The organism is Microcoleus sp. Pol7_B2, from assembly GCF_036701035.1.
GTDB lineage: Bacteria > Cyanobacteriota > Cyanobacteriia > Cyanobacteriales > Microcoleaceae > Microcoleus.
In genome coordinates this window covers 3,385-24,154 of the sequence record NZ_JAUBQB010000029.1, presented here as the reverse complement: position 1 = coordinate 24,154, position 20,770 = coordinate 3,385, and the positions used below count along the sequence as shown (strand labels likewise).

Annotated in this window: 7 protein-coding genes and 1 pseudogene; 2 read left to right on the top strand and 6 right to left on the bottom strand. The window is 45.0% G+C overall.

Going from position 1 to position 20,770, the window contains the following annotated elements; genetic code table 11:
- Positions 1-79 precede the first annotated feature (79 nt).
- A pseudogene (locus tag QUA57_RS13465) lies at positions 80-1,701 on the top strand (IS1634 family transposase).
- Here the strand turns inward: QUA57_RS13465 and QUA57_RS13460 are convergent.
- The 6 genes from QUA57_RS13460 to QUA57_RS13435 all read right to left on the bottom strand — a co-directional run bounded on the left by QUA57_RS13460 (position 1,594) and on the right by QUA57_RS13435 (position 14,539).
- Positions 1,594-2,010, bottom strand: coding sequence for a hypothetical protein (locus tag QUA57_RS13460; protein ID WP_333061461.1), 417 nt, complete (start codon positions 2,008-2,010; stop codon positions 1,594-1,596). The pseudogene QUA57_RS13465 and the gene QUA57_RS13460 sit on opposite strands and share 108 nt — an antisense overlap.
- 203 nt (positions 2,011-2,213) lie before the next feature.
- Positions 2,214-9,194, bottom strand: a complete 6,981-nt coding sequence (locus QUA57_RS13455) for a CHAT domain-containing protein (protein ID WP_445304476.1) — start codon at positions 9,192-9,194, stop codon at positions 2,214-2,216.
- Between the two features lie 464 nt (positions 9,195-9,658).
- Positions 9,659-10,765, bottom strand: coding sequence for a hypothetical protein (locus tag QUA57_RS13450; RefSeq protein WP_333061452.1), 1,107 nt, complete (start codon positions 10,763-10,765; stop codon positions 9,659-9,661).
- Positions 10,762-12,624 carry a CHAT domain-containing protein gene (locus QUA57_RS13445; RefSeq protein WP_333061454.1) on the bottom strand — a complete coding sequence of 621 codons (1,863 nt, stop codon included), beginning with the start codon at positions 12,622-12,624 and terminating at the stop codon, positions 10,762-10,764. Before QUA57_RS13445 ends, QUA57_RS13450 begins: the two co-directional genes overlap by 4 nt.
- A gap of 30 nt (positions 12,625-12,654) precedes the next feature.
- The gene (locus QUA57_RS13440) at positions 12,655-13,809 is read right to left on the bottom strand and encodes a DUF1822 family protein (RefSeq protein ID WP_333061456.1); all 1,155 of its coding nucleotides are present in this window, start codon (positions 13,807-13,809) and stop codon (positions 12,655-12,657) included.
- A gap of 25 nt (positions 13,810-13,834) precedes the next feature.
- Entirely contained in the window at positions 13,835-14,539 is a 705-nt protein-coding gene (locus QUA57_RS13435; protein WP_333061457.1) for a hypothetical protein, read from the bottom strand.
- 1,084 nt (positions 14,540-15,623) lie between these two features.
- Here QUA57_RS13435 and QUA57_RS13430 point away from each other — a divergent pair.
- The coding region (locus tag QUA57_RS13430) for a calcium-binding protein (RefSeq protein ID WP_445304475.1) at positions 15,624-20,770 on the top strand (5,147 nt) is incomplete at its 3' end.

Genomic DNA, 20,770 nt, shown 5'->3' with positions numbered 1-20,770 from the left:
CCGGCCGTAAAAATTTTTCGATAAACACTTCAAACCCACATTCCGCAGGTGCGAGCACAAAATCCAGTATTTTTTAAAGATGAGAAATATTGAAGCGTCTGATATTAGAGTACAGGATCTTGACCACTGTGGACTCGTTGCTGGAATCTGTGATGAAATGGGATTAGTCGAACAGATCGACAAACTACTGGGGACTCCTTCACAAGAAATCATCACACCGGGGCAAGCAGTCAAAGCCATGATTTTGAATGGATTAGGTTTTGTCAGTGCCCCACTGTATCTATTTGAAAAGTTTTTTGTAGGCAAAGCCACAGAACATTTGTTGGGAGAAGGCGTCAGACCAGAACACTTAAATGACGACAGGTTAGGGCGCATCCTGGACAAATTGTATGCCTATGGACTCACAGAATTTGTCACAGTGGCACTGTCTGCGGCACGACGCTTTGGGGTAAACCTGCACAGCCTGCACTTAGATTCGAGTTCGCTACACGTTGATGGCGATTATCGAGCGCGGTGGAGATGACACCGAAGAACCAGGTACAATTCATATCACCCACGGCTATTCCAGAGACCACCGACCAGATTTAAAGCAATTTATGGTAGACCTGATGTGCAGTGGGGATGGAGATATCCCTTTGTACATGAGAGTGGGAGATGGCAATGAAACCGACTCCGCCTCCTGAGCTCAACTGATTGTGGAATTCAGACAACAATGGGATGTGGACGCACTGTTTGTAGCTGATGCAGCTCTCTACACTGCTTCCAACCTCCAACAGATGGCGCAATTGAGATGGGTATCCAGAGTGCCAGCTACCTTAACCAGTGCCAAGGACTTGTTGCAACACATCCACCCCGACGCATTAGTCCCCGGTTCCCTCCCTGGTTACTAGATAGCAGCTTGCGGGAATAGCTATGCTCAAATTCCACAACGATGGCTAGCGGTCAAGAGTCAGGCGCGGTTAGCATCAGACCTCAAACAATTGGAGAAACGCTTAGCAAAACAAGAAGCACTCGCCGTTTGTGCACTCAAACAATTACAGAGTCAACAGTTTGCTTGTAGGCCAGATGCCCTAGCGGAGGCTGCTTCATTTTCGCAACAGTTACCTTACCATCAATTACAGAACTTGCAAGCGATCGAAATTGTGGAACACAAAAGACGTGGCAGACCCCGTAAGGATGCAGTCGGTCAGAAACATTATCAAATCTCTGCGGTACTTGTCCCGTCAGATAGTGTTATTGATGCCGAACGGCAATGTGTTGGATTGTTCTTGTTGGCGACCAATGTGTTGGACTCTTCAGGTATTGAGTGATGACCAAATTATACGAGAATACAAGGCGCAGCAATCAACGGAACGAGGTTTTCGGTTTCTCAAAGATCCCTTATTTTTTACTTCGAGTGTCTTTCTCAAAACCCCTGAGCGAGTAGCGGCGCTAGCAATGTTAATGGGTTTATGTTTGCTAGTTTATAGTTTAGGTCAACGTTCTTTGCCTCAAGCTCTCGATCGCGCCAAGCAAACCATTGATAATCAACTAGGTAAGCCTACGGCAAAACCAACTTTGCGGTGGGTGTTTCAATGTTTCATGTCGATTCATTTATTGACAATTAATAGTGTCAAGCACATTACCAATTTGACGCAAGAACGATTGTGGATTCTCCAATTCTTTGGCGCTCCTTGCCGTAAATATTATCTTCTCTCTTGAGCTGCTGTGCCATCTCAGCTGAAAAAATTCCCGGACGATCGTGCTACCTGCGGAATGTGGGTTAAATAATGCTCCTAAACCGTCTTGGGCAACAATACCGGCGAGTCTTTGAAACATTGCTGACATATCATCTTCCGAGTATTCAGCAAATATTTCTGATTCCCAAAGTATGCTTTCTAAGATATCAGCATCCGTGTCAGGGGAATTTGCCTCCGCTGCGACAAGTGCTACCGCTGCTACGGATTCTTCTAAAGTCAAGCTTGCTTCGGATTGGTCTTCTGAATTGAATATTTTATCAAACTTGCCCACAGATTTTGCCCCGCTAGTGTTTAGTTTTGCTATTCATAGCAAATTTATGACATAAAAAGATAGTAGTCAGGGATACTCTGCGCGCTGGACACCTCGCCGTGCCGTTTCCCTACACATATCGCGCCGGACACTGGGCCGTGTTGTTTCCCTACACATATCGCACCCGACATGGCGCCGTGCCGTTTCCCTACAGATATCGCCTATTACCAAGGACTGCCAATTATTGTGAATCCGGCCCAAAACTTCGGGTGAGAGAAATCTGCATTTGCTACTTTTGTGGCTTGATTAATGTCGATCGCGCCTTGAGTTCCCCGCAATTGACCGTTTTTAACTAAAATTTGTTTGTGGATCATTGCCAGTTGAGCTTTTCTGAGCGCTTCAGCTTTAATTGGCGCTGAACGCAAATTGCCATAAAACTCGGTCATCAACGCCAAAGTGCCGATATCATTAACTTTCCACAAACTCGCCAAAGCTGATTTGACACCGCTGCGGACGGCCAGTCCAGCAAAACCCATTTCTGCTGCTGTACTGTCACCGATCGCCGTTTCGCAGGCACTCAGCACTAATAACTCTACTTGTCTGCGATCGTACCACTTCGCCGATCTAAATTCATCCAGTGCCAAAGAACGGTTCCACAAATGAATCTCAGCTTCCTTGCGTCCGTTTTGATTTTGCGGAAAGCTAGCGTGAGTAGCAAAGTGAACAATGTCAAATGCCTGTTGCTGCCGCTGTTTGCTGAGATTTTCTAGGGTAAAGTTTTCGTTGAGAAAAGAGCGTCCCCGCCACAAGGGCAATTCGGCAGCAGGATTGAGAAAACTTTCATTTCTGCTCAATCCCGCTTGATTTTTCCTGTCGCTTCTGGTACCGGCGATCGCAGATAATTCGATCGGCACCGCAGGCAAAGGATCTTGCTCGGTGTGTGGAAATTCGGAAGCACCCATCGCTAAAACTTGAGCGTTTTTCAAACTTTTATACTTTGTGTTACTCAGGCTGACACTGGGAATTGAGCCTACACTGTACTTTTCTACTAGAAATTGCTTGCCGTCGTGCAAACCTGCTAGCGGTAGTTGGCGCAAACCGGCATCAAAAGAAAACACTAGCGTATCTATATTTAATGCTTCTAAATTTGAACTAATCGGCGCAATTAACCACTGGTAAAGTTGCTGAGCTATTGGCAAATATTCTTCACTTTGCGAATCATTAGATCGACCCAAAGAGCGATGAAATTCTGCCACTTTTTCCAGCAAAACTGCGCTACTGACAGGAATATTTCTGAGAATCGGAGGGCCGTCTGGAACTACTAACACTAGGGATAATTCTTCGAGACGGACGATCGCGTAAACAATTACAGCTTGCTTCCCGGTTTCCTCTTTGATTGTTTTGAGAGTTTCTCTCAGATATTGAACGTTGATTTTTTCATCTGTAAAGTTTTCCCCATAATAATTTTCGTAGTCTTGTTCAAAGAGTTGGTCAATTAGAGCAACAGCATCATTAGCATTACCTTGGTCTAAAGTTTGTTCGACGAGCGACCTGCTAATTTCTGAGGGAAAGAGATTTGGGATATCTGCGGGTAAGGGATTTTCTGCGATCGGAGGGGGAATTGGCGCTGGTGCGGGAATTGGCGCTGGTGCGGGGGCAGGAGTTGGAGTTGGGGCTGGTGTTGGTGCGGGCGCTGGAGTTGGTGCTGGTGCTGGAGTTGGTGCGGGTACTGGATTAACGGGAGGTAATTCTATTTGGGGCAGAGAGATTTGGGGAATATTTGCCAACCAATTAGTAGGGTTTTCAGCAGGTTGTTCTGGAGGAGGCGTCTCGGCCGGAGGGGGATTTAAGACTATGTATCCGTCGGGTTGTTCGGTGGAAGAAGCGCCAAGCTGCGGCGGGTTTTCGGGAGGGTTTTCTGAAGCTGGGATAAAGGTAAGATTGGGTGTTTCAACAACGGGCGGTATGTCGATCAATATTTGTTGATTATTTTCTAGTTGAAAGCCAACTCTGGTATTTCCAGTTTCAGGATTTAGCTCGAAAGAAGTTTCAGCACCCAATAAATCGCCAATTAAAAAAGCTAAATCTTGTTGGGGATTTTGGCTTGGGCTGACAGCGGGTGCGGGGACGGGTGCAGGTGCAGGTACGATCGCACTTGCAGGCGCGGGTACGATCGCACTTGCAGGTGCTGGCTGAATTGGAGCTAACGGCTGGGTTACGGAGGCAAGAGGGGCTGTGGGCGCGGGATTTGGGGCGTTTGAAGGTTGAGGGGCGATCGCAGGTTGAGCGCCGAGGGATGAGGTGATTTGGGAAACAGAGGGAAGGGTAGGCCTCGAAGCTAGGCGGGCAGCAGCGTTTGGCGTTGTGGGTGTTGAGGGCTGTGTGGGGCGCGCGCGCGGTGGCAGTACGAATGAATCCGGCAACTCAGGTAGTTGGAAGTCGATGGGAAAACCAGGTATCGGATCGGGTGTTGCCGAAGGTGCGATCGAGCTTTCGGGAATTGGGACAGGTTCGATAAATATTTGGGGAATTGGGAAAGGTGCGATCGAGCTTTCCGGTGTTGGGGCAGGTGCAAGGGGTAAACGCGGTGGGGGTTGTGGGGAGGGTGTGCCTGCGGGCGCTGGAGTCGGTGTTGGGGAAGGCGCTGGAGTAGCTGCGGCTGTGGGTGCGGGCGATGGAGTAGCTGTGGCTGTGGGTGCAGGCGTGGGAGTAGCTGTGGCTGTGGGTGCAGGCGTGGGAGTAGCTGTGGCTGTGGGTGCAGGCGTGGGAGTAGCTGCTGGTGTGGGTGCGGGTGTTGGAGTAGCTGCGGGCGTTGGTGCAACTATTGGCGGCGGTACGGAAATAATTTGAATGCGATCGACATCCTGTCTGTGAGTATAAAGATAGGAGTTCTCCGGCAAAATTGTTTGAATAGGATTAGAATTTCCCCTAGTAATTGCACCCGCCGTTCCATTTGTGGCAGAATCACCCACAATAAACGGCGTTAATCCTGCGCCTCCGTGGCGGATAATTATAGTACCGCCGCTGCTATCTCCAGGACTTCCAGCCGTAGAAATGCTAGCATTGATGCCGTTTCTGTCTGTGAAGGAATTGACCGATCGAAAAAACCTTCCCATTTGAATCTCGACATTGCCTCCCGTACCCTTGCCGAGACTACTTTGAGCGTTAATTTGACTCACCGTAATATCGCCCGCAGCATTGCGGTTATAAGCCGTGACATTCCCTGCATTCCCTTGCGCCGAAGAGTCAATTTTACCAACAGTAATACTTCCGGTAGCGTCGAGCAAGATACTGCCGCCATTACCAGCAGACGAGGTATTGATATCGCCCGCAGCAATATTAGTTCCAGCGCTCAAAGCGATATTACCGCCATTGTTAGGAGAAGTCGCAGCGAGATTTTTCGTTGTGATTTCTCCGTTCTCACTAAACAAAGAAATTCCGGCGGGTGAGATAACATTTTGGGCGGTAATATTATTCGTAGTAATAATGTTAATTGCACCGGAGGTTTCGGGAATATCATCTTGAATACTGACGCTGTTGAGGGGAGAGACACTGCCCACAGCATCACCAAAATCAACACTGCCCGCATCGGGTTGAACAGTCAGACTGTAAGGGCCGTTAACAGTAGACTTAAAAGTAATATCGCCCGTCTCTAAAATTTTGACCGACAGGTTGTCACCTAATGTTACCGGAGCGTTAAAAGTAATGTTATTGCGGTTGGTTTCGATCTTGCCACTGGCAGTAATAGAGTCATTTGCCTTGACATCAATATTGCCACCAGTCACATTAATACTGGGAGCGAAAGTGCGGGAATTAATATCAGATGTCGAAACTGTTCCGCCAGCATTTATGGTGATATCTCCGCCCTTGCCATTTGCCGCAGCGGTAATAATTGGGCCTGCTGTTGTGTCGATATTACCGCCGCTTTGAATGCGAAGATTGCCGCTATTGGCGTTGAACCCACTTAATAATAAAGCGCTACCAATTCCTGCCGTACTGATGTTGGTTCCAGCTTCGAGGGAAATATTGCCGCCGTTGTTGCCACCGATCGCATTGATGATTCCGGCCGTAGTGTCGATCGCCCCGCCGCTCTTAAAAGTAATCGATCCGCCGTCTTGAGTGCCACTGGCTTGAATACCACGAGTAGTAATGTTGCCAGTGCTGGCGGTAATATTAACACTTCCACCCTGCAATTTTCCGCCAGAATTGACATTACCTATTTGAATATTACCGTTAATCGTAGATAGAGTAATGTTGCCACCATTCCCATTAGGAGAACGAGTCGATAATAAATCTAAGCTATATCCTGGTATTTCACTTGGTGTTTCTATGCCATTCTTAGCTTGGAGGTTGATATTGCCAGCATTGCCACTAATATTAGCTTCGGTATTGAGAATGCCTGTGCTAATTTTACCATTCATGCTAGTGAGGCTAATATTACCGCCGCCAGTATCACCTGGTATGTACACGCCTGAAATGCTTAGAAGATTAATATCGCCATTAGCCAAAATGGTTACATTACCGCCAGTACCCTTGCTGTCAGATCGGGCATCTATGGAGCCAGCTACTGAGTTTGCCGATCCAATAGAGATCGCACCTCCACTTGAAAGAAAAATATTACCAGGAGTATTACCAATTGTATCGATCTGACCTGGAGAAATTATAATGTCACCATTGGTAGTCTTGAGGGTAACATTCCCACCCGTTGGGCATTGAGGGCCACCAGCGCTGATGCTATTCCCATTAAGATTAATTCCATTACCAGCCTCCATAGTTATATTACCACTAACACCATTACGAGAATCGGAATTAACACTCCCTTTTAAGCTAAGGCTCTTATCACCTATCAACGTTATTGCCCCACTATTTTGCAAGGCAGATGAACCAATGCTATTAGTAGTAATATTGCCGCCCGCACTGAGATTAATTGCGCCACCTCTGTTAGTTGAAGTGAACAAGGAACTTTGCAACTGACTTGTAATGATATCGCCCTTAGTGTTGGTAATATTAATATTTCCACCCTGCAATATACCAAAAGTATCTACGCTACCAATATTAATATTTCCATTAGTAGTAGATAAAGTAACGTTGCTGCCATTGCCGTTACTAGAAGTACCCGCGATAATTCCTGTTGTCGGTGTTGTGATGCCACTGTTAGCTTGAATTGTAATATTTCCAGCAGCGCTATCGCCCGTTGTATCGATCGTTCCGATATCAATTGAACCGCCGCTCGTAAGTGCTATCTGCCCGCCGTTTTGAATCGCCTTTACATTGAGATCGCCAGTCGTAATAGTGCCACCTGCATTCAAAGTAATATCGCCGCCATTCTTGAGACTGCCCAGACTAAGCCCAGTAGAAAGTGTACCTGTAAGGATGTTGCCTCCAGCAGTTAAAGATATTATACCACTACTATCATCCATTGTCTGACCTGTATTAATACTTCCTGTTTGAATGTTGCCTGTGGCTTGCATAATTATAGGGACTGTATTATTTAAAGTAGGACTATAAGCCCAAAAGTTTCCTGTTTGAATGTTGCCGCCAGATTGTAAAATTACCGCTCTAGAACCGCCCCAAATCAATTCATAACCCGTAGGAGGGCTACCATAAGCTGCAGCGGTACTGGTAATTCTTATATCTCCATTAACAATAATATTTCCCGTACCCGAAGTCGTATCTATTTTGATAGATGGACCTATATAAGTTCCCGAAATAATAATGTCATCTATAGCTTGCATAATTACAGGGCCTGCGTTCTTGGTTAGAGAGATATAAGTATCAATACCTCTTGTTTGAATCTTGCCGCCAGATCGCAAAATTACCGCTTGCGAAGTACGCAGAATAAATTCATCTGTGCCGGGATCACCGCTAGTAATATTTGTGTCTGGACTCGTAATACTTATATCTCCATTAAAAATAATATTTCCCGTACCCGAAGTCGTATCTACCTTGAGGGAAGCCCCCGTATATCCCCCAGAGATATAGTCATTGGGCTGCGTAAATATTGGATCGTACAAACTGGTAAAATTAGCAGGTTTGCCCGATCGATCGAGAATTGACATATTATTGCCACTGCGAAAGTGAGCATCTGTAGATATCATGCCATCACTCACTAAAGTCAAATTTCCACCGCTCACAAATGGCGTTTGCGAAAGATGATTCAGCGCCAAAATATCGATACTTTGATTTCCCTGAATGTAGAGATTTCCGCCAGCATTCGCCACAAACGGATTTGCCACACTATCGCGCACCCGCACTGTATTGTCAGCCAGCAAATTCAAATCGCCAGTTGTACGCAACAGACTTTCAACTAATGTCAAATTGCGATTAGCTGACAGCGTTGCATTCTCCGCAGTTACTTCTTTAGCAGTGACATCTCCATTCTCTACCTGCAAACCAGAACCAGTTAATTCTATTTGCCCTCCAGCGTTGACTGTCACCCCCGTTGCACTTCCCCCGCCACCAGTCAACAACTGCGGCAAAGATGCAACTGGCAACACCCAATTTTGAGGCAAACTCCCCGCGACAGATTGCGGCTGAATCTCCAAACTCAACAGATTTCCCGGTTGACTAATTCTGACTAAATTCTCACCCGGTACAGCCGCAACAGTAATATTTCCTCCCGGTGCAGAAAGTTGTCCCGTACTCAAAACCGTGCCGCCCAATAAAGTTAAATTTTGCCCTTGTCCCACTGCCAGATTGCCTAAATTGATAATTCCTCCCGGTTGTGTATTTGTAAAAGCAAAAGTATTCGGATTTCCGACTAATTGAGCATAATTATTAGTACCAGTCGCACTAAACCAGTTATTGCCAAAATTGATGCCCGTCGCAGTAGTAGCAGTGAAAGCACCAGGCACGTTCAAACTAGAATTTGCACCGAAAACAATCCCCGCAGGATTCATTAAAAATAAATTGGAATTGCCGCCAGTTATTTGAATTAATCCGTTAATCAGCGAAGCATCGCCGCCGACAACTCGCCCTAAAATATTGCGAATATTGGGATTAGATATAAAATTGGCAGTTTGTCCTTGAGTTAAACCAAATTCTTGGAAACTGTGAAAGAGATTTGCACCGTCGCCGGATTGTTGGCCGCCGTTGATGTTAAATTGGTTGCCGCTGGGAGTAATTTGAGTATTCGTGCCGTCGGTTGCGGGGGTAATTTGGGCTGTGGCTGTTTGGGCTGGGGCGAAAAGTCCTATTTCCCACATTGCTAAGGTGGTGAAGGAGAGAAAGGTGAGGAAAAAGCGGGTTTTCTTGTGTGTTGATTTCATGGTTTTTGTTAGTAGATGATATCTTGTACACTCTGATAATTGCGAAAGTCCGCCAGCGCCCTCTGACAGTCCCAAAGTCCATCAATCCGCCAGGGGTTGAAACCCCTGGCTAATAGCGAAAGTCCTCTGAAGAGGACTGTAGAAAAAGTTTAATGTCAGTCCACTTCAGTGGACTTTTGCTTTGAGGCAGGGAATGAATTCCCTGCCGGAATTAACGTCACATCCCGCGAGTCCACCAGGGGTTGAAACCCCTGGCTAATAGCGAAAGCCCTCTGAAGAGGACGGTAGAAAAAAGTTTTATATCAGTCCACTTTAGTGGACTTAAGCTTTGAGGCAGGGAATTCATTCCCTGCCGGAATTAACGTCACAATTTCTGCCGGAATTAACGTCACAGCCCGTTACTATTTCCTGTCTTCCCTCCTTTGCAAATCCCGCAATTGTTTATCAATCTTTTCCGCCATTGGCAAATCTCCCAAAGTTGTATATCCATCTTTTGCCATTCGCAAATATTTCATAGCTTCCAGATTATTTCTCATCGCTGAATGAACTTGCCCCAATCCGTATCGAGCCGCTGTCAACTCCTCAATATCGTCAGGTTTCGCCGTATTAATCACCTTGGAATAGTAGACTTCAGCCTGGAGAACCAGTTGTAGCTTTTCTAGATACAAATCGCCCAATGCTCGATTAATTGGCGGTGTTTCCACTCCTGATTTTTGTGTATTTTCTAAAATTTCTATTGCTTCGGCAATCAAGTTTGTGTTAAGATAAACGCTAGAAATTGCTAATTTTTTGGCGTTTTCGTTAGGTACTTGTTTGTCGATCGCCCCAACCGCATCCTTAACAGCCTCAACTTGCTTCTCATCCAGCAAGCTAAACTCTGTATCTCCTTGTCCTACGGCACTTTCTGAAGAAACGCCCGTATTCGCCTCGACAATCAATCGGTACCTAACACCCGGTTTCAGGGCTGGTTCCCCCGGATAGACAGCCTCAGTACCGCTAACAGTCATTTCCCAGTTTAATTTGGCTCCATTTTCGCGGAGGCTCAACTTATAGCTAGTCGCACCAGCAACCGGATTCCACCGCAAAATAGGCTTGCTGTCGAGTAATTTCGTGCGCCTCGGACTGATTATATAAGGAATTGGCGCGCTATTCCAAGCAATTTTATCGTCGCCGCGATCGGGACATTTAATCAAGTCCGTGCTGCAATCAGATTTCGACTCTTCTTTGGCTAACAAACAGCTATTCAATTGATTTTCACCCGGTGCGATCGACTTAATTCCCAAATCTGCACATTGGATCGTCAGTTGGGCGTTTTGTGCTGTTCGCAGTGTGTCTCCCGGATAAATCAGCGTACCGCTGGTAGGGCGAACAATTCGGCCGTTTTGGCGCTCGATCGCCACTTCCCCGCTACTATGGATAATCAGTCCGTTGGATATTCTGTTACTGGCTGCTAGTGCGGTAGTTGCGATCGAGCTTAATGCTATAAAAGTTGCAATCCTGATTTTCACTTGATATTTCCTTTTGCTTGTAAACGTTGCTGGGCAATCTGGATACATTCATCTTGTTTCGGCACGCGGTAATCTGAATATTTAAGCGCCTGATTCCAGGCTTCTAAGGCTGCTTGCGGCTTACCTTTGATTTCGAGAACCTGTGCTAAAAGGCATTGAGCTTCAGGGCTATCGCTTCTGAATCCTATTGCTATTCTTAAATCTGCTTCAGCAGCGTCATATTGCTTTTGTTTAAACCGCGCCCAGCCGCGATTTTTAAAACAAGCGGCTTTTACTCCGTCGTGTTGAGTGTTTGCCAAACAAAGGGCGCTCGCTTTTAAAGCTTCTTCGTGTTTATTATTGAGCAGGAGCGATCGCGATCTTTGAGCATAAGCATCAGGAAGTCCCCGCCACACTGCGTTTTGCATGGCGTTAGACGCACATTCATCCTCATTCAATTGATCGCACAATATAGATAAATTATAGTAAGGCTGTGCATAATTTATGTTAATTAAAGTTGCTAAACGGTAGTAGAATTTAGCAATTAGAGGTTTATTATGACGGTGGTTTTTCATACCAATTTGATTTGCGACTGGCGCAACTATGGGACCCATTAACATATAACTGCTAGCAGTAGTAGCTAAACCGATGCCGAGACGCCTGCTCAAATTAGATGGGAAAACAAATGACTGGTTATTGGGGCGATCGGCTAAACCATCCGCTGCTGAAATCAAAGGTTTACTTGCCCCGCATCCGGGTAACGTTAATTCCTCAAAATTTGGATGCTGACATAGCACCGGAATCCCGCTAGCGCCCGGAAATCGAGATTCCCAGTGCAGCAAATAATCCTTAGCTTTTCGCATTGCCAAAAACAAAGGTTCTCCATCTGCCAAATATTTGAACAAAGACTTCACAAAATCGTGAGCAATGTTGTCTGGAATTGGTGCGCGCATCACAATTATTGACGGCAAAGGATGATTCTGGGCAACCAAATCTGCTGCTAATCCAAAACTTGAACAAGAATTAAAAATTAGCAACTGCAAGCCTTTGGCACTAGCTCGGTTTACACCTAATTTTAATTCATTTACTGTGATAGTATTGTTGGTAGGATTTTGATTGATGTGCAGCCTTCCGTTTGTAGCATTATCATCACTGTTGCTGTGTCCGGCAAAAAAGAAAATTTGCCAGCCTTTTTCATCAAAAAGGCGATCGTTCAACTCTTCCGATGTCGGGTTGTCCAAAAACTCTAATTTGCAGCGATCGCCCAAACTTTTTGTGATAATCCTTTGATCTTTTTTAACATTTATTCCCTTACTGTTACCTAAAACACATAAAATTCTGCCTCTAGAAGGTAGATCTATTCCTGCTTTAGTTTCCTGTTGAGGTGGTATTGTATACTCGGACGAACTGCGGATGATTTCACTCTGGCGGTACTCTTCCCGAAAATGCCACGCATCCCAAGGCAACTCAGAAATCTGAGAATCATCGCACTCTAGAAATATTTGAACGGCAGCTTCCGATGGATTGCCGATTCGTGTCCTCAGCTTTACCTCAATTTTGCTGTAAAATTCGTCTGTTTTAAGCCACGATTGTATCTCTTTTTTTAAACCTTCATATATAGCGCCAGGATTGGTTTCAGAAACGTGAGTCGTGCTGGCATAATTGACTTTTATTCGAGCATCGCTTCTGCTAGATTGGATTCCCGTACAAGCAGCTTTCCATCTTCTGTGCAGCACCTCAATATCTGGTGCTGGTGGCAAGCTTCCTTTGAATTGTTGAATACTGATAGATTTGGCTTGGTTTTGCAACTTCGCCGTGATGTGAGGAAATCCTTCTTGAAGATTTCCAGACCCTAAAGCCAATATGACAGTGCAAGTCATAAATTTGCTGTGGTAACAGTAATTGCCAAATCATACCATAAAGTTTTCTGTTATGCTCAAATCATCGATCGCAAGTCGAATACTAAAACTCTCTCCGGGTTCTACGTAAAATTCCAGTGAAATGCACTGCTGTTGAACAGTCGATTCAAGCTCATCTAAAACTTTTCCAGCATCGGATATTAACGACAGTTTCAGGTTACGAGGCAAATAATGATCGCCGATCGCCGGGTGCAACTGAACGTGAACTCTAACAGTGCGATCGCTCTCTTCGGCAATAGCAACCAACAAAGCAACAGTTGTTCTGCCCAAACGCATTCCCAAGTCAATCAACTTTGCCCGCGTGACATCAGCTTCGGGAAACCTATTGATACTGCTTTGACTGCCCTGCAAGGCAGATTCTGCTCTCGAATTTCCACCTCCTCGGAAGGCAAAATTGGGGGTTTCGTCATGAAAAAGTAGGTCGTCTAAATTTTGTTTACCTTGCTCAAATTTCTGCCAACCTGTTTCGGCAACATTCTTAAACCAATTGCCTAAATTAGATTTAACCGGATTTTCTATTTTCACAGGGGAATTCTCCGGCTGTGGATCAAATATCGACTCAACTGACTCCCAATCTGATGAAAATATATTCTCCAACCACTGACGCAGATTCACTTGAGATTCAGATATATGTTCCAGGTGGAGCAAGAAGTCATCCAGGGAATGCAACTCGCTCAATACTAATTCGCCCGTACCTGCTGTTGGGGAAAATCCCAGCAATCTTGCTTCCTTTTCATCCTCATCAATTTCTACTACAATATAACCGATGCGTTCATCCCTGGCTTCTATGGGAACAGGGCAGATTTCAGGTAAATTAGCCGAGGAATTTTCCTGGGCATTTTCTCCTTGCTTGTGCGCGCTTCTAAGTGGGCGACACTCAATTTTGCCCAACCCTTTAATATACAAATCTGCCACATTTTCAAAAATGCGAATTACTGGATTCCAGCTATCGCCTTTAGTCAAATCAGTTTCAATATCTAAAATTTTTAAATAATCGCAAACTGCCAACACTGCCAAAGTGTTGAGATAAAGTTGTTCTACTTTTGGAGGATGGTTGTGTTCGGAAGCAAATTGCCATGCTAGACGAATTGCATTTTGGGTAATTGGCATTGGCAATGATTGGATTCCGGTAGTAGTATTGTTCATTTTCCTACTTTAACTCCTTGTAAGATTAACAGTCATGATTGTCGCGAAATTGTTGCACATGAGGACGGCATTTGTTTTTCCAAAAGCCGTAGATTGTCTGATAAGCACAGCCATATTCTGCTGCCATTTGTGTAAAAGTTTTACCAGATAACAAACTTCTCAAGATAACTTGACAAGTTAGATCCTTCCGTCCTCGAATGTGTGCGTTTAACACCCCGTCAGGATTAGTATCGCTCCAGTTTTGAACTTCTTCAAAATATTGAATACATTCAATTATATGAGTTTCATTCTCGGCGGGCAACTCTTCAATTGTTTCAATCTGTTCTCCATCTTTGAATTTTTTGGGGCCTCTAGATATCCTGCTATTTTCTTTATCTACTCTCAAAGCGCAATTTTGCAGCCGTCGCTTGAAATAATAATTGAACCAAGTGATGATGCTGCTTCGATCGCGATCGTACTGAGTTCCCGTGCGGGATTCGCACAAATTGCTAGAGAAAAACTCCCACTGTTCTTGCAAAGCATCTTCATAGTAAGGTACGTTATCCTTATCCTTCCAGATCAGACCGGAGTTTGTCATTTTAATCACAAGCTGATTCACCAAACGTCTTCGCTTCCAAGGGTTCGAGGTTTCCTGACAAATTTGGGTGACAAGGCTGTCGAACTCTTGATATAGCAGTTGGCGATCGGATGGGTGGTCTTCCCCCTCGGATGGGTTGTACACATCATTCATAGTTCAGTGCGGCCGCAACTTTGTTCCTACATTTACTTATCAGGGTAAGTTGGAGGAATTTATGCGAAATTGTGAAAGTTTTTTTGAACGGATGGTTGAAAGTCTTGCTGTGCGGTGGATTGGGCCGTTAAATTAGATGTGAATTTTTGTTAAGACGCATCAAAACCTGCATAAACCGGGTTTTTGCGATTTATGCAGGTTTGTAACGAAGTATTCTGCGAAAAACCCGGTTTCTGACCACCCGTGCGTAACACCGATCGCCCTTAAATCCCGAAAACACTTGTCCTTCCGTACTTTCACCAGTGTTTGCAAAACTTTATCAAAAAAAACTTGAGATTTTTGCATAAAACCACCGAGCTCACCCTGATAAGTAAATAGGAAGAACAAAAAGGCGTGAGGGTCGATCGATCGTTGGCGCTAACAACCAGATCGATCGCGCAATGCGGCTATCTCGCAATCCCGAACTCCGGCAAGGGTTGAAACCCCTGCCTCAAAGCGAAAGTCGTCTGAAGACGACTGAAGAATTTACCAGTCCTCTTTGAGAGGACTTTGGCTATGAGGCGGGGAATTCATTCCCTGCCGGATCGTGGGGAAGCGCGTGATTCGATCGCCCTTAAATCCCGAAAACACCCGTTGTTCCGTACTTTCACCAGTGTTTACAAAACTTTACCAAAAAATCCGTAGAGTTTTGCATAAAACCACTGAGTTCACCCTGATAAGTAAACAGAAGGGAAATTGCGAAGTTTGATCGCACTTGTTGAGATTTATTCAAAAGTCGCATCGCCCGTAACTTCCCGATCGAAATCCGAACCAACATCCCAACGGATATTGGAAAAGGCTTCTTCCGATGTTGGTTTAATCTATTTCCACGGTTGCATTTATTGAGTTGATTTGAACCGGTAATTGCGACAACTGAGTTGAAGTGCGATCGCATTTCGCGAGACTTCAGTTTGGGTAAATGACGGATATACGACAGCTAGAGAGTACGAAAGTGCATAAGTGCAGAAGTGCGATCGGGCTTGTCGATAGAGTCGCTTTGTCAATTTTCAGAACACTTTGTATCTACCACGCGAGGACAATAATCATGGCTACTTCTAATAACTCATTCAACTCTGCGATCGAAACTTCCCTGAAAGCCGTTTACGCCACGTTAAATAATTTTGCCAAGGGTGATGATTTTGTTGCCAAAGCTCAAAGTATTTTCGGCACAAATTTTGATGCTGGTAAGCTAGAAGAAATCCGCCAGCAGTGGGTTAATAGCGACTTTACATCTATTCCTGCGATTGAAATTCGCACTGGTTCTGAACTGAAAGGGGCTAATGCTGCTTATGCGGGTTCAAATAACACCATTTATGTTTCCGAAAACTTTTTGACCCAAAATACTAATAATCTTCAAGGGATTACGAGTGTTTTATTGGAAGAAATTGGTCATTCTGTGGATTGGAGTATTAACACTTATGATACTCCTGGGGATGAAGGTGCCATTTTTTCTGCAACAGTTTTAGGTCAACATTTAGATGCTTCTACTTTGGATGCCATTAAACAAGAGGATGACTCTAATCTTTTAACTCTCGATAATTCTAGTATTGTTATTGAACAGTCAATAGACACGACAACTTATTCAGATAATCTCAGTTTTGGAAAATTTGTTTTTCATTCTACTACCGCCGATTATCTTGAAAAATTTTTAGGACTGAAGATAGCTAATTCATGGGAGTCCGATCCTAATGATAAGGACATCTTTAAACTTCCCTACAATTATGGAAGTAAGTCTATATCTTATGGTGTAGACTTAGGGATTTCTGATGCTGATGTGGGGTTTAAATTAGACGGCGGCTCAATTAAAACTGGCTTTGAAGTTAAGGCAGAATATAACTTAGGAGAACTGCATTTTGATTTACCTTTCGCTAGTAAAATAACTGCTACTGCAAATAATACTTCCAACAGTTCTCTTGAATTTGATTTTTCCCCTAATTTGGATGCGATATTCAAATATATAGCACCTTTTGTTTCTGCGAATCTCAGACCAGTTCTTGATTATAATATAGGTCAACTATCTGCATTCATCAATGCTGCTGGATTCGAGCAAAGCTTTCAAGTATTTCCTTCTCAAGAAGGCCAATGGGGTTTTGATCTTATCAAACTAGATACTCGAAAGGAAAAGCAAATAATTGATATTCCGTTTTTGAATACTTATGCTTTCATAAGCGACAGAACATCTTCAGATAAGGAGTCGCCTTTCCCAGGGGTGATTGAAGCAGATAACACTAATAATAAATCTCCTAATGATGCCAAAATAACGGAAAATGGTGGATTTGCTCTAGATTTATTCGGTGGAATAGTTAGTGCAGAAATGAATTTACCCACTTTTTCCAGTCTCGCAAATGCGAAGAAATTAAATGATGAGTATGCGTGGGAAATAAAAGAAGAAACTGATATATTAAAAGCTAATCTAGCGATAGATAAACTCTTAGCACTTTGGCCAAAGTTAAAGTGGGCAGCAGATGAAAGAAAGAATGCTTTTGACTTTCTCGGTCAGTCGGCTTATTTCAACTATGAATGGCGAGCTATGCCAATAAATTTAATAGGAGAAGTAAAATTTGGTTACGATTTCAAGGTTGGATTAAGGGATTTAGAGCCTGAAATTATAGGAGGAGAGCTTGATGGAAAATCAAATTCTTTTAAGGAAATTGATGATCTTTTAAACGAAGACTCAAATAATGATTCAAAGGTCAATTTGACTTTGGCATTTAATCCCGAGATGTTTCTCTCTACAGAGGCATATTTGGAGAGTACTATCAAAGGAGAAATTGACCTTGTAAATGTTGATTTTAAGGTAGGAGTTGATGCACTTGGAGGTTCCGTTGGTTTTGGCACAGGATTTACTTTAATTAATGGTAAAGATGTACCATATTTACACGGTGAATTTTTCAAGGATAAAGATATTATTTTTAAGGGTGATGCAGGGATTCGTTTTAACGATCTTTACCGACGCATCACAGGAAGCGATCCTACATTTAATCGAATTTCAATAGAAATTCCTTTCAATACTATCTTTCCCAATGTAGGAACGGCTGGAGATGACATTTTAAGCTTACCTGAATCTGCTGGTGATGAAAATCTCTATGGTGAAGCAGGTAATGATGTCCTTTACGGCAATTCATACGCCAATAGAATCCTGGGTGCCGAAGACAATGATTCTATTTATGGAGGTCTAGGTAGTGACAGTCTTCATGGCGAACAAGGAGATGATTTCTTGCAAGGTGAAGCAGGCAATGATTTATTAAATGGAGGAATTGGCATAGATACAATCAGTTACGCCAATTCAATTGGTGGTGTTATTGTCAACATTGATGAAAATAACAACTATCGACACCAACAAACAGCAGGAATCTTTGACCTTGAACCTAATTTTGCAATTGGTTCAGGTAAAGCATTAGATCGGTTTGGTTCAGAAGATAGTATCGTTGGAGTTGAAAACATTGTTGGTTCTTCTTTTGAAGATATTTTAATCGGCAACGCTTTAGATAATGCCATTGAAGCCGGTGCTGGTAACGATCTTGTTGTTAGCAGTGCTGGCAACGATCGACTAGAAGGAAATGGAGGAATTGACACTGTAAGTTTCCGCCGCGATCCTAATGGTGTTTACGTCAGTTTGAAAGATGGTATTGCTACAGATGGATTTGGCGGACAAGATAATATTTCTGGTCTAGAAAATGTTGTCGGTTCTGGCTTTGGCGATCGAATCGAAGGTGATGATGGAGTTAATATAATTACCAGTGGTGCTGGCGATGATATTGTTTATGCCTTAGCTGGCAATGATATTGTTTATGCTGGAACAGATAACGACGAAGTATATGGTGGCGATGGTAAAGACATCCTCCTCGGCGAAGCTGGCAGCGACACCCTAGAAGGAAATGAAGGTGAAGATATCCTCGACGGCGGGATTGATAGCGACCTTCTCTACGGCAACGCTGGCAACGACATTCTCTACGGCCGTGAAGGTGACGACATCATCGACGGCGGCACCGAAAATGACCTACTTTACGGCGAACAAGGCAACGACAAACTCTACGGCCAATCCGGCAACGACATCATCCAAGGCAACACCGGCGAAGACTACGCCGAAGGTGGCAGCGGCCGCGACTTTATCCAAGGCAACGAAGGCGAAGACATCCTCTACGGGCAAGATGGCAGCGACACCATAGAAGGCAACGCAGACGATGACTTCATCGATGGCGGCAACGGCCAAGACTTGCTTTCCGGCAATACCGGTGATGACAGAATTTACGGACAAGCCGGCAACGATGTCATCCAAGGCAACGAAAATAATGACTGGCTGGAAGGTGGCGACGACCAAGACATCATTGATGGCGGGGCCGACGACGATGATATTTACGGACAAGCAGGCGAAGACAACCTTTTCGGCAGTCAAGGCAAAGACTACATCGATGGTGGCGACGGCAAAGATACCCTGTTTGGCGGCTTCGATGACGACGTACTTCTAAGCCAAGCCGGCGATGACACTCTCAACGGCAACGCTGGCAACGACGAATTATTTGGCGGTACTGGCAATGACTCGTTAATCGGAGAAATCGGCGATGATTTAATTGATGGGGGAGAAGGAGTCGATCTCGTTAATTACATCAATTCTCCCAGTGGTGTTATCGTTAATATTGACGAAAATAGCGACTACGACAACAACACCAACCAACGTTTCAAAGAATTCGTCACCGCAGTTAATCCCAGCGAATACTACACGGAACTAGAACGGGATTTTGAAATTGCTGCTGGTACTGGTAAAGACGGTTTTGGCACTACCGATGCTTTGAGAAACTTAGAAGACATCATCGGTACTCGCTTTGAAGACATCTTAATTGGCAACGAAAAAGATAACCGAATTTGGGCATTAGAAGGCAACGATTTATTAATTGGCAATGCCGGCAATGACTCATTTTACGGCGGAGAAGGCATCGACATTCTCAGCTACCGCCGCGACCCGAACGGCGTTACTGTCAATTTACAAACAGGCAATGCTACCGACGGTTGGGGAAATCAAGACAAAATTGCCGACATTGAAAACGTCGCGGGTTCTCGGCATGACGATAATATTACCGGCGACGATACGGTTAATGTTATCACCGGCGATGCTGGGGACGATCGCATTGACGGACTCGGCGGCAACGACCAACTCTACGGCGAATTCGGCAACGACCTAATCTACGGCGGCGAAGGCGGCGACAGCATCTACGGCAATCAAGACAGAGACACTCTTTACGGTGAAGCCGGTCAAGACTACATCCGAGGTGGCGATGCCAACGACTTAATCTACGCCGGTAGCGATGACGACACCGTTGCCGGAGACGCTGGTTATGGTAACGACACAATTTTTGGCGAAACAGGCAAAGACTTACTCTACGGTGGCGCTGGCGACGACTTTGTGTACGGCGGCGAAGACAAAGACACCATCTACGGCGAAGGCGAAAACGACAAACTCTACGGACAAGGAGACACCGACCTCATCTACGGCGGCACCGGCGACGACGAACTCTCCGGCGGTGACGAAAAAGACACCCTCATCGGCGAAGCCGGAAACGACACTCTCGCAGGCGATGCAGGCGACGACACCCTAGACGCCGGAACAGGCAACGACTATCTCTACGGCGGCACCGGCAAAGACACCCTGAATGCAGGCCTCGGCAACGACCAACTCTATGGCGGCGACGATGCCGACATCCTCCTAGGCGACGATGGCGACGACAACCTGTTTGGCGAAGCGGGCGACGACACCCTCGATGCAGCAGAAGGCAACGACAACCTCTACGGTGGCGACGGCAAAGACATCCTCGATGCCGGAATTGGCAACGACCAACTTTGGGGAGGTCAAGACGATGACACTTTATACGCCAAAGCAGGTGATGACAACTTGTTTGGCGAAGCGGGCGACGACATCCTCGATGCAGCCGAAGGCAACGACAGTCTCTACGGTGGAGACGGCAAAGACATTCTCGATGCTGGAATTGACAACGACTATCTCTGGGGTGGTCAAGGCGATGACACTTTATCAGCCCAAGCTGGCGATGACTACCTGTTTGGGGAAAACGGCGATGACATCCTTGATGCTGGCGAAGGTAACGATTCCCTCTACGGTGGTGACGGCAAAGACATTCTCGATGCTGGAATTGACAACGACTATCTCTGGGGTGGTCAAGGCGATGACACTTTATCAGC